General features: G+C 70.8%; 8 protein-coding genes. 2 read left to right on the forward strand and 6 right to left on the reverse strand.

Features of this window, described 5'->3' with window-relative positions; translation table 11 throughout:
* Nucleotides 1-450: 450 nt before the first annotated feature.
* Together ACFVS9_RS11230 and uvrA are read right to left on the reverse strand one after the other, a co-directional pair.
* Nucleotides 451-879 (reverse strand): Rieske (2Fe-2S) protein, encoded by a 429-nt coding sequence (locus tag ACFVS9_RS11230; protein ID WP_389931514.1) that lies wholly within the window; start codon nucleotides 877-879, stop codon nucleotides 451-453.
* 586 nt (nucleotides 880-1465) lie between these two features.
* Nucleotides 1466-4483: an excinuclease ABC subunit UvrA gene (uvrA, locus tag ACFVS9_RS11235; protein ID WP_383115140.1), complete on the reverse strand. Its 3018-nt coding sequence runs from the start codon at nucleotides 4481-4483 to the stop codon at nucleotides 1466-1468.
* A 175-nt stretch (nucleotides 4484-4658) separates the two neighbouring features.
* Here uvrA and ACFVS9_RS11240 point away from each other — a divergent pair, with 175 nt between their 5' ends.
* The gene (locus tag ACFVS9_RS11240; protein ID WP_383115141.1) at nucleotides 4659-5348 is read left to right on the forward strand and encodes a maleylpyruvate isomerase family mycothiol-dependent enzyme; all 690 of its coding nucleotides are present in this window, start codon (nucleotides 4659-4661) and stop codon (nucleotides 5346-5348) included.
* Nucleotides 5349-5358: 10 nt separating this feature from the next.
* The gene (locus ACFVS9_RS11245) at nucleotides 5359-6015 is read left to right on the forward strand and encodes an MBL fold metallo-hydrolase (protein WP_383115142.1); all 657 of its coding nucleotides are present in this window, start codon (nucleotides 5359-5361) and stop codon (nucleotides 6013-6015) included.
* A 66-nt stretch (nucleotides 6016-6081) separates the two neighbouring features.
* Here the strand turns inward: ACFVS9_RS11245 and ACFVS9_RS11250 are convergent, their stop codons facing one another.
* The 4 genes from ACFVS9_RS11250 to uvrB all read right to left on the reverse strand — a co-directional run bounded on the left by ACFVS9_RS11250 (nucleotide 6082) and on the right by uvrB (nucleotide 12241).
* Nucleotides 6082-7092, reverse strand: coding sequence for a TerC family protein (locus ACFVS9_RS11250; RefSeq protein WP_383115143.1), 1011 nt, complete (start codon nucleotides 7090-7092; stop codon nucleotides 6082-6084).
* A 258-nt stretch (nucleotides 7093-7350) separates the two neighbouring features.
* Nucleotides 7351-9294, reverse strand: a complete 1944-nt coding sequence (locus tag ACFVS9_RS11255; RefSeq protein WP_389931516.1) for a TerD family protein — start codon at nucleotides 9292-9294, stop codon at nucleotides 7351-7353.
* Nucleotides 9295-9410: 116 nt separating this feature from the next.
* Nucleotides 9411-9989: a TerD family protein gene (locus ACFVS9_RS11260; RefSeq protein ID WP_383115145.1), complete on the reverse strand. Its 579-nt coding sequence runs from the start codon at nucleotides 9987-9989 to the stop codon at nucleotides 9411-9413.
* 131 nt (nucleotides 9990-10120) lie between these two features.
* Entirely contained in the window at nucleotides 10121-12241 is a 2121-nt protein-coding gene (gene uvrB / locus ACFVS9_RS11265; RefSeq protein ID WP_383115146.1) for an excinuclease ABC subunit UvrB, read from the reverse strand.
* Between the last annotated feature and the right edge of the window lie 20 nt (nucleotides 12242-12261).

Below are 12261 nucleotides of genomic sequence, written 5' to 3' on the forward strand. Positions count from 1 at the left end.
AGCCGACGACCAGGGCCGGCAACGTAAGCCGGGTGCCGGGACCGAACACGACCACGCGACACAGGCGCCGAGGCCAGGACAACAGCGCGGGCCAGAGGCCGAGACCGAGCACGGTACGCGGTCCGGGGGCCGGAGCCGACGACCAGGGCCGGCAACGTAAGCCGGGTGCCGGGACCGCACACGACCACGCGACACAGGCGCCGGGGCCGAGGACCGGAGCGCGGGTCAGAGGGCCGGGACCGGACCCGCAGCGTGAGCCTGGTGCCCGGGCCGCCCGGCCCGGGCACCAGGGCAGGCAGCGTGGGCGCCGCGGACGGCAGCGTGGGCCGGGCGGAATGGCCCAGCACGGCCACGCGCTCCAGGTGCGGGAACCCGCGACGGCGGGGGTCAGGTGCCGGGGCGGGCACGCCCTGGTGCTCCGGACGCCGGGGCCCGCGAGGGCGGCGGGGGTCAGGCTTCGGGGCCCGCGACGAGCTTTCCGCCCTCCAGCTTCAGCGGGACGGAGGGCAGCGGCACCGTGGCGGGGCCCTGGAGCGCCTTGCCGGTGGTCATGTCGAAGCGGCTGCCGTGGCAGGGGCAGTTGCCCTCGTTGCCCTCGACCTTGTCGAGGAGGCAGCCCGCGTGGGTGCACTGCGCGCTGAAGGCCTTGTACTGGCCTGCTGCCTGGCAGCTCACGACGACCCGCTGCTCGCGGTAGAGCTTCGCCCCGCCGACCGGGACCTCGTCCGCGGCGCCGAGCTCGACGGGCGCGGTGGGCGTGGGCGTCTGCGCGTGGCCGAGCTTCGATTCGGTCGAACAGGCCGCCGCTCCCAGCCCTGCGGCACCGGCGAGAGCGGCGCCCTTCAGTACGGTGCGGCGGGCGGCGGGCAGGCCGGACATGCGGTCTCCACTGGTCGGGGGAACAGAGAGCCGCCGTCACCGTCCGGGCACCGGGTGCCACGGATCCCGGGCACGGGCCGCACCTGAAGGCATGGGCGACAGACCCGACGATACCGACGGAGAACGCCGCTCCTTCTACCGGCCCCGGAGAGCGCCGGACGGACGGCCCGGCCCGCGGACGGCCCGCGGAGCGGGCGGACGGCACGGCCCGAGGTGTCCTTCCGGGGCCGTGCCCGCGTGCAGCCGGCCGCAGCACTCCCCGTAGGCGGCCGGCAGCCCGCACGGTGACCGGACCTGCCGGAAGGCCGTGGAAGGACTCGAACGGGTAGCGCCGTCGACCAGTCCGGAACCGGGACAGCACCGTGGAACGACCGGAGCGCACAACGCGCCGTGGAACGAGCGGAACACACAACGCACCGTGGACCGCACCACACGCCATGGACCGTCCGTCCGGAACGGACAGCGCCGTGGAACGACCGGAACACACAACGCACCGTCGAACGCCCGGAACGGACAAACGAATAAACAGGCAGACACGGACAGCGGGGCGGCACCCCGGGCAGGGTGCCGCCCCGGACGGCCGGTGTCAGGCCTTCCGCGCGCGGGCGGCCTTCTTCGGCGCGGGCGGCTCGGCGGCAGCCTTGCCCGTCGTCCTGGCCGTCGCCGTCCGTCGGCCCGTGGTCGCCTTGGCTGCCACGGCCTTCTTCGCGGGCGCCTTGCGGGCCTTGCGGGCCGCGGGCACCGCGGCCTCCCCGATCCGGTCGGCCCCCAGGACCTCCTGGAGGAACTTCCCGGTGTGGCTGGCCGGCACCGAGGCGACGTGTTCGGGGGTGCCCTCGGCGACCACCAGGCCACCGCCGCTACCGCCCTCGGGGCCCATGTCCACGACCCAGTCGGCGGTCTTGATCACATCGAGGTTGTGCTCGATGACGATCACCGTGTTGCCCTTGTCGACCAGGCCCGACAGCACCGAGATGAGCTTGCTGATGTCCTCGAAGTGCAGACCGGTCGTCGGCTCGTCCAGGACGTAGACCGTGCGCCCGGTGGAGCGCTTCTGCAGCTCGCTCGCCAGCTTCACGCGCTGTGCCTCACCGCCGGAGAGCGTCGGCGCGGACTGGCCGAGCCTGACGTAGCCGAGGCCCACCTCGTTGAGCGTGCGGAGGTGACGCGCGATCGTCGGGACGGCCTCGAAGAAGTCCAGGCCCTCCTCGATCGGCATGTCCAGGACCTCGGCGATGGACTTGCCCTTGTAGTGGACCTCCAGGGTCTCCCGGTTGTAGCGCGCACCGTGGCAGACCTCGCACGGGACGTACACGTCGGGCAGGAAGTTCATCTCGATCTTGATCGTGCCGTCGCCGGAGCAGTTCTCGCAGCGGCCGCCCTTGACGTTGAAGGAGAACCGGCCCGGCAGATAGCCGCGCACCTTCGCCTCCATCGTCTCGGCGAACAGCCTGCGGACGTGGTCGAAGACTCCGGTGTACGTCGCCGGGTTGGAGCGCGGCGTACGGCCGATCGGCGACTGGTCGACGTGCACGACCTTGTCGACGAGGTCGTCCCCGTCGACCCGGGTGTGCCGTCCGGGCACCGACTTGGCGCCGTTGAGCTCGCGCGCCAGGTGGGTGTAAAGGATGTCGTTGACCAGGGTCGACTTCCCGGAGCCGGAGACACCGGTGACGGCCGTGAGCACGCCCAGCGGGAAGGAGACGTCGATGTCCTGGAGGTTGTTCTCCCGGGCACCGTGCACCGTGAGCAGGCGCTTCGGGTCGACGGGACGCCGGACGTCCGGCATCGCGATCGCCCTCTTGCCCGAGAGGTACTGACCGGTGACCGACTCCTCGTTGGCCAGCAGTTCCTTCAGCGAGCCGGAGTGCACGACCTTGCCGCCGTGCTCTCCCGCGCCGGGGCCGATGTCGACGACCCAGTCGGCGACCTTGATGGTGTCCTCGTCGTGCTCGACGACGATGAGCGTGTTGCCCATGTCCCTGAGCCGGACCAGGGTCTCGATCAGCCGGTGGTTGTCACGCTGGTGCAGGCCGATGGACGGCTCGTCCAGGACGTACAGCACACCGACGAGTCCGGACCCGATCTGGGTGGCGAGCCGGATGCGCTGGGCCTCGCCGCCGGACAGGGTGCCCGCGGCGCGGTTCAGCGAGAGGTAGTCCAGGCCCACGTCGACGAGGAACTTCAGCCGCTCGTTGACCTCCTTGAGGACCCGCTCGGCGATCTTCTTGTCGCGGGCGTTCAGCTTGAGGCGGCCGAGGAATTCGGCGCACTCGCTGATCGACATCGCGGCCACCTCGGCGATGGACTTCTCCATCACCGTCACCGCGAGGACCAGCGGCTTGAGCCGGGTGCCCTCACAGGTCGGGCAGGCCACCTCGCGCATGTAGCCCTCGAAGCGCTCCCGGCTGGAGTCGCTCTCGGCCTCGGAGTGGCGCCGCTTGACGTACTGGACGGCGCCCTCGAAGCGGGGGGTGGTGTAGGCGCGCTCGCGCCCGTACCTGTTGCGGTAGCGGACCTCGGTCTGGATCTTGTGCCCGTTCAGCAGCGCCTTCCTGGCGCGCTGCGGCAGTCCGGCCCAGGGGATGTCCGTACGGAACCCGAGCGCCTCGGCCAGCGCGGTGATCTGGCGGCCGAAGTACTCCTTGGTGTGGCCGTGCGACCAGGGGTGGATCGCGCCCTCGTCGAGGGACTTGTCCTCGTCCGGGACGATCAGCTCCGGGTCGACCTCCATGCGCGTGCCGATGCCCGTGCAGTCGGGGCAGGCGCCGAAGGGGCTGTTGAAGGAGAAGGAACGGGGCTCCAGCTCCTCGAAGGAGAGGTCGTCGTACGGGCAGTAGAGGTGCTCGGAGTACATCCGCTCACGCTCGGGGTCGTCCGCCTCCAGGTCGACGAAGTCGAGCACGACCATGCCGCCGGAGAGGCCGAGGGCCGTCTCCACGGAGTCGGTCAGCCGGCGCTTGGCGCTGTCCTTGACCGTGAGGCGGTCGATGACCACCTCGATGGTGTGCTTCTCCTGCTTCTTGAGCTTGGGCGGCTCGGACAGCTGGATCGTCTCGCCGTCCACCCGGGCCCTGCTGTAGCCCTTGGTCTGGAGGTCGCCGAAGAGGTCGACGAACTCGCCCTTGCGCTCGCGCACCAGCGGGGAGAGGACCTGGAAGCGGCTGCCCTCGGGCAGGCCGAGCACCTTGTCGACGATGGCCTGCGGCGACTGGCGCGAGATCGGCCGGTGGCACTCGGGGCAGTGCGGCTTGCCGATCCTGGCGAAGAGCAGCCGGAGGTAGTCGTAGACCTCGGTGATGGTGCCGACCGTCGAGCGCGGGTTGCGCGAGGTCGACTTCTGGTCGATGGAGACGGCGGGCGAGAGGCCTTCGATGAAGTCCACGTCCGGCTTGTCCATCTGGCCGAGGAACTGCCGGGCGTACGAGGAGAGCGATTCCACGTAGCGCCGCTGGCCCTCGGCGAAGATCGTGTCGAACGCGAGCGACGACTTGCCCGATCCGGAGAGCCCGGTGAAGACGATGAGGGAGTCACGGGGGAGATCGAGCGAGACGTTCTTCAGGTTGTGCTCGCGCGCGCCACGGACGATGAGACGGTCGGCCACGCCGGTCCGCACCTTTCTGGAGAGAAGTGGGGGAACTGAGCCCCTGTCCCAGGGTATGGGGGGCGCCACAGCGATGTACGAAGCTTTCGACTCCGAGCGTATAGCACGCGCATTCGATTTACGGTCGAGCGGAGACTCCATCACCCGAATGAGTGGCGAGGTCTACGCTCGGCCCATGACTGATCATGCGCGCGACCTGGAAGCTGTACGTGAAGCGACCGATCGGCTGCTCGGTGCCACGGGCAGGATGGACGACGGCGCCGTCGCCGGGCCGTCCCGGCTGCCGGGCTGGAGCCGGGGCCATGTCCTTGCCCACCTGTCACGTAACGCCGACGCCCTCGTAAATGTTCTCCAGGGGCGCCCGATGTACGCGAACAGCGAAACCCGGGACGCCGACATCGCCCGTGACGCGCCCCGGCCCCTGGCCGAGCAGCTCGCCGACCTGCGCTCCAGCGGGGCGGCCTTCCTGGCGGCGGCCGGGGAGCCGGCCGACTGGTCACGCACGGTCGCGCTGCGCAACGGTGTGACGGATTCGGCGTCCCGGATCCCCTTCCGCCGCTGGGTCGAGGTCGAGCTGCACCACGTCGACCTGGGGGTGGGCCTGGAGCTGGAGGACCTGCCGGAGGAGTTCGTGATCCGGGAGAACGACTTCCTCGCCGAACGGTTCGCGGGGCACCCCGGCGTCGTCGCCACGACCGCCGTCACCGAGGACGGCCGGCTGTGGACCACGGGCGGCGGGGCGGAGGGCGACCCGGTCACCGTCCGGGGCACCGAGGCGGACATCCTCGGCTGGCTCTGCGGACGCCGTGACGGCTCCGCCCTCGCCGTCGAAGGCGGCGGCCTTCCCACGCTGCCCCCGCTATAGGCTGCGTCACATGACGTACAGCGGAACGGTCAAGGTCGGCGGACCTGCGGATGTGCACGAGCTGACGGATCTGATGATCTCCAAGGTCGCCGTCGGCCCGATGAACAACAACGCCTATCTGCTGCGCTGCCGGGCCACCGGCGAGCAGCTCCTGATCGACGCGGCCGCCGAGGCCGGGACCCTGCTGCGGCTGATCGGCGAGGACGGCATCGCGTCCGTCGTCACGACGCACCGGCACGGTGACCACTGGCAGGCCCTCGGCGAGGTGGTCGCGGCCACGGGGGCGCGGACGTACGCCGGGAGGTACGACGCCGAGGGCATCCCGGTCACGACGGACGAGCTCGTCGAGGACGGCGGCACGATCCGGGTGGGCCGGGTGGCGCTGACCGCCAGGCACCTGACCGGACACACCCCGGGGTCCATCGCCCTGGTCTACGACGACCCGCACGGGGCGCCGCACGTATTCACCGGGGACTGCCTCTTCCCGGGCGGCGTGGGCAACACCCACCAGGACCCGGAGGCGTTCGCGAGCCTGATCCACGACGTGGAGACCAAGCTCTTCGACCGCCTGCCGGACGAGACCTGGGTCTACCCGGGCCACGGTCACGACACCACGCTCGGGGCCGAGCGCCCGCAGCTGCCCGTGTGGCGCGAACGCGGCTGGTGAACCCGGCGACGCCCGACGGCCGGGTGCCCCTCAGGGGGCCCCGGCCGTCGTCGTGTCCGTGCGGCGCTACTTCTCCGCGCCGACGTTCTCGCTGTCGTCCTTCTGCTCGTCCTTCCCGGCGTCCTTCTCCGCGGCTTCCTGCTTCTTGTTGGCGATGAGGCTGGTGATCGTGGTGATCACCAGGACGCCGCAGATGACGGAGAGGGAGAACGGGATGGAGATCTCCGGGACGTGCACCCCGGACTCGTGCAAGGCGTGCAGCACCAGCTTGACGCCGATGAACCCGAGGATCACCGAGAGCCCGTAGCTGAGGTGGACCAGCTTCTTCAGCAGACCGCCGATGAGGAAGTACAGCTGACGCAGGCCCATCAGGGCGAAGGCGTTGGCGGTGAAGACGATGTACGGGTCCTGGGTCAGGCCGAAGATCGCCGGGATGGAGTCCAGCGCGAACAGCACGTCGGTGGTGCCGATGGCGAGCATGACCACCATCAGGGGGGTCAGGACGCGCTTGCCGTTGTTCCGGATGAAGAGCTTGGTCCCGTGGTAGCGGTCGGCGACACCGAAGCGGTGCTCGATCGACTTCAGGAGACGGTTCTCCTCGAACTCCTCTTCCTCCTCGCCGGCCCGCGCCTCCTGGATCAGCTTCCAGGCGGTGTAGATCAGGAACGCGCCGAAGATGTAGAAGACCCACGAGAAGTTGGCGATGACCGCGGCACCGGCCGCGATGAAGATCGCGCGCAGCACCAGTGCGATCAGCACACCGACGAGCAGCACCCGCTGCTGGAGGTGGGAGGGCACCGAGAACTTCGCCATGATCAGGACGAAGACGAAGAGGTTGTCGACGCTGAGCGACTTCTCGGTGATGAAGCCGGCGAAGAACTCGCCCGAGGCCTGGCTGTCGCCGAAGACCAGCAGGCCGAGTCCGAAGAGGACGGCCAGGGCGATCCAGACGACGGTCCAGATTCCGGCTTCCTTGGTCGACACGTCATGGGGCTTGCGCCCGATGAAGAAGTCGACGGCGATGAGGGCACACAGACCGAAAATGGTCAGCGCCCAGAGGGTCCATGAAACGTCCACTGCGCCTCCGGCAGTTCGCTACGGCTATAGATCAGCGTCGTCGCTGCCGGAGGTCTCTTCCACCCGGGAGCGCCTGATGCGCGCCGGGCCGGCGCCCCGGGACCGGTCACAGTCCGTACTGACGGGAACGCCGCGATCGGGAGTACTCCCCTCCGCACCAAGAACAGTACACGAAGCACCAAGAAACGGTAAAGTCATTGCCAAGTCATGATCAAAAGCCCAGCTCAGAGGCCATGCGGTAGGTAGTCGACCGGCCCGTCACCGGGGCCGGTGACGGCCACCGCCGCGTGCCGCCGCCACCAGCGCGAGCACCTCTTCCAGGACGCGGCTGCCCCGAGGCACCCTCAGCGGTTCGTACGTCCAGGCGTGGCCCACCCAGGGGTCGGCGAGGTGGTCACCGGCCACGGGGGTGATCCGCAGCAGGGAACGCCACAGCGGGTCGAGCACCGGGCCGTAGGCGTGGGCGTCCTCGCGGTCGGCCACCATCAGCAGGTGCACCCCGACCGAGGGGCCCTCGTCGGCCAGGTAGCGCAGCTGGGTGACGGCCCTGTCGTCGAAGCCGTGCGGGAAGTCGTTGACGATCAGCAGGTGCTCCCCCGTGTCGACGTCCGGGGGCAGCGCGTCCGCGGCCCCGGCCCTGAGCGCCATCTGCACCAGGTCGACGCGCCGGGTGAGGTGGGCGAGCACCGAGGAGACGCCCTCCGCCCCGGCGGCCGCGGGCCCCGCGAGGACCCCGGACCGGACCAGGGGCGCGAGCGGACCGGCGGCGGAACCGGCCGGGTCGATGACGTGCACGGAGAACTCGTCCGCGGGGTACACGGCGAGCAGTCGCGCGGCCAGGGTGACGGCGGTCTCCATGGCCGCCACGCGCGGCTGGTCGCCGGCCGCCGGGGTGGCCGCCCCGGGAGCCGTACGCCCGCTGTCGACCCAGATACCGCGTTCCAGGGGGAGACGCACCAGCAGGGGGATGCGCAGGGCGTCCGCTTCGGGCAGGTGGAGGTCGCCCAGGCGCAGGGCCATCGGGATCTCCATCGGGACGCGGTAGGCGTGCCAGACGGGGTTGTCCCAGCCCGCGAAGGCCGCGGGGAGGGCGGGCTCGACGACCGCGGACTCGGCGGCGAGCTGGGCGAGGTCGCGTTCGAGCGCCTCGCGCGCCCGGCCGGTGAGTTCGTCGTGCTTGGCGCGGGCCTCGGCTCGGGCGCGGTCGCCCTGGCCGCCGGCGCGGCCGCGCGGGTCGGACAGGACCTGGTCGATTTCCCGGTCCATCCGGGACCCGGCGAAGTCGACGGCGCTGCGGTACGCGGCGACGGCGCGGGCCAGGTCCTCGAACATGCCCCAGATCTGGTTGTAGAGGCGCTCGTCCATGGACCAGCCGGTGGCGTCACCGGCGACGGGCCGCGGGGACTGTCCGGGCGCGGCGGGCGGGGCCGTGGGCGGCGGGGGCGGCGGCGCCGACGTACGGCGCCCGGGGTGCGCGTAGTCGATGGGGCCGCCGGGAGCGGCCGTGCGCGGGGGTGCGGAGCCGCCCGGGGGTACGGGGGTGTCCGCCGCCGTCGCGGGCGGCCTGCCGCCTCCGGGGGCCGGAGCACCGGCCGGGTGGCCCACCCTCTCGTCGTCGGGGGTGCGGGGCGGCGGCGTCACGGAGCGTGCGAGTCCGGAGGCGACGGCCTCCTGGACGGAAGCGGCGAGCTCCGCGGCCCCGGCCACCCCCTGGTCGGCGAGGAGCCCGGCGAGTCCCGCGGCGTAGCCCTGGCCGACGGCACGGACCTTCCAGGCGCCCTGGCGGCGGTAGAGCTCCAGTGCGGTCACCGCCGACTCGGTGTCCAGACCGGTGAGGGTGAACGTCGCTATCCCGGTGCCGTCGAGCCCGGTGACGGCGACGAAGGGCGCCGCGACGGCACCGAACGTGGCCGGCCGTCCCGCCCCGAGGGGCAGGGCGAGGAGCACGGTGACCCGGTGCACCGCGGCGGGCAGCGCGTCCAGGTCGACGGCCAGCCGGTGGTCGGCCGCCGCCTGCCTGGACACCTCCAGTCCGGGCACCCGGTGCGACGCGGGGTGGGCGACCCACTCGGCACCGGGGACCGTGCCCCGCTCGTCGCCGAGGGTGGCCCCGGCCACGACGGGCGTGCCCGCCGACACCCTGATCTCCAGACGGGTCTGGGGCAAGGTGTGGTTCTGCCCCCGGACCAGCTCGGCCGTCATCGCCCTGTCCCCTCGACGTTCGGTGTGGTGCCCTGCGACGGGCGCAGCTCCCGGCGGCGGGTGCCTCCGGGAGCTGCTCGTTCGGATCGCGGGCCGGGCGCGCGCCCGGGCCCTGACTACAGGTGCGGCAGGATCGACGGCATCAGGTCCTGGAAGGTCCGGCCGTTGGCCGGGTTGCCCAGGGCGGTCATCTGCCATCCGCCGCCCACACGGTGCACCTTCGCCATGATCTGCGCCGTGTACTGGCCGCCGCCGTCCAGCGTGTAGCGGGCGAGCTCCTGTCCGTTGGTCTCGTCCACGATGCGGCAGAAGGCGTTCTGCACCTCCTGGAACGTCTGGCCGGTGAACGAGTTCACCGTGAAGACGATCTGGTCGATGTGGACCGGGACCCGCTGCAGGTCGACGAGGATCGCCTCGTCGTCGCCGCCCGAGCCGGCGCCGCCGACCAGGTTGTCGCCGGTGTGCGTGACCGAGCCGTCGTCGCTGACGAGGTGACGGAAGAACACGACGTCCACGGGCTGCTTGTCGGCGAAGAGCACCGCCGAGGCGTCCAGGTCGATCTCCCTGGTGCGCGAGCCGAACAGCCCGCGGCGCGGAGCCGCCTGCCAGCCGAGCCCCATCCGTACCGCGGTCAGGGTCCCCCCGTCGCTCTTCTGAAGGCTGATGGCCTGGCCCTTGGTCATGTTGACCGTCACGCGCTGTCCCCTCTCCGCTTGCCCCGCACCCGTCGGTGTGCGGTTTCCCCGCACCCTACGCAGTCCCGGGAGGGGAAAAGGAGTGGTGGGCCGTTTTTGTGTCGGTCCTGCAACACTGCGGCCCCCACGGGTCAGGCCAGCCCCGCCTCCCTCATCTGGCGCAGCTCCTTCTTCAGCTCACCCACCTCGTCGCGCAGCCGGGCGGCCACCTCGAACTGCAGGTCGGCGGCGGCGGCCCGCATGCGGTCCGTCATCTCCTCGATGATCCCCGCGAGTTCCGCGGCGGGCCGGTCGGTGACCACCGCGCCGCCCTTCTTCGCCCCGCCTCCCGCCGCGGCCTTGCCGCCCAGCGACGGGACGGGCGCCTTGGTGTCCTTCGCCTGCCGGTAGCCGCTGCCGAGCAGCTGCTCGGTGTCGACCTCCTCGCGGGCGATGGAGGCGACGATGTCGTTGATCTTCTTGCGGAGGGGCTGCGGGTCCACCCCGCGCTCGGTGTTGTAGGCGATCTGCTTCTCGCGGCGGCGGTTGGTCTCGTCGATGGCCTGCGCCATCGCCGGGGTGACCTTGTCGGCGTACATGTGGACCTGCCCCGAGACGTTACGGGCGGCGCGTCCGATGGTCTGGATCAGCGAGGTGCCGGAGCGCAGGAAGCCCTGCTTGTCCGCGTCGAGGATGGCCACGAGCGACACCTCGGGCAGGTCGAGGCCCTCACGGAGGAGGTTGATGCCGACCAGGACGTCGTACTCACCGGAGCGCAGCTCGCGCAGCAGCTCGATGCGGCGCAGGGTGTCGACGTCGCTGTGGAGGTAGCGGACCTGGATGCCCAGCTCCAGGAAGTAGTCCGTGAGGTCCTCGGACATCTTCTTGGTGAGGGTGGTCACCAGGACGCGTTCGTCCTTGGCGGTCCGTTCGCGGATCTCGTGGACCAGGTCGTCGATCTGCCCTTCGGTCGGCTTGACGACGACCTCCGGGTCGACGAGGCCGGTGGGCCGGATGATCTGCTCGACGAAGCCGTCGCCCCGGGACAGCTCGTACTTCCCGGGGGTGGCGGAGAGGTAGACGGTCTGGTTGATCCGGCCCAGGAACTCCTCCCACTTCAGGGGGCGGTTGTCCAGGGCGGAGGGCAGCCTGAAGCCGTGGTCGACGAGGGTCCGCTTGCGGGAGGCGTCGCCCTCGTACATCGCGCCGATCTGCGGCACGGTGACGTGCGACTCGTCCAGGACGAGGAGGAAGTCCTCGGGGAAGTAGTCGAGGAGGGTGTTGGGGGCGGTGCCGGGAGAGCGGCCGTCGAAGTGCATCGAGTAGTTCTCGACGCCGGAGCAGGTGCCGATCTGGCGGAGCATCTCGATGTCGTAGGTGGTGCGCATGCGCAGCCGCTGGGCCTCCAGCATCTTGCCCTGCTTCTCCAGCTCGGCGAGGCGCTGCTCCAGCTCCTTCTCGATGCCGCTGACCGCCTTCTCCATGCGCTCGGGGCCCGCGACGTAGTGGCTGGCGGGGAAGACGTGGAGCGCGGCGTCCTCGCTGATGACCTCGCCGGTGAGCGGGTGGAGGGTGGAAAGCGCCTCGATCTCGTCGCCGAACATCTCGATGCGGACGGCGAGCTCCTCGTAGACCGGGAAGATCTCGATCGTGTCGCCGCGCACCCGGAAGGTGCCGCGGGTGAACGCGAGGTCGTTGCGGGTGTACTGGATCTCGACGAAGCGGCGCAGCAGCTGGTCACGGTCGATCTCGTCGCCGACCTTGAGCTGCACCATCCGGTCCACGTACTCCTGGGGGGTGCCCAGGCCGTAGATGCAGGAGACGGAGGCGACCACGACGACGTCGCGGCGGGTGAGCAGCGAGTTCGTCGCGGAGTGCCGCAGGCGCTCGACCTCCTCGTTGATCGAGGAGTCCTTCTCGATGTAGGTGTCCGACTGCGGGACGTACGCCTCGGGCTGGTAGTAGTCGTAGTACGAGACGAAGTACTCCACGGCGTTGTTCGGGAGGAGCTCGCGGAACTCGTTGGCCAGCTGGGCGGCCAGTGTCTTGTTGGGCGCCATGACCAGGGTGGGGCGCTGCAGCTTCTCGATCATCCAGGCGGTCGTCGCCGACTTGCCCGTGCCGGTCGCGCCGAGCAGGACGACGTCCTTCTCACCCGCGCGGACACGCCGGTCCAGCTCCGCGATGGCCGCGGGCTGGTCGCCGCTGGGCTGGTAGGGACTGACGACCTCGAAAGGCGCCACCGAACGTTCGATCTTCGAGACTGGCCGCATGTGTCCACCGTACGGCCAGC

This window comes from Streptomyces sp. NPDC058008 (assembly GCF_042886395.1).
Classification (GTDB): Bacteria; Actinomycetota; Actinomycetes; order Streptomycetales; family Streptomycetaceae; genus Streptomyces.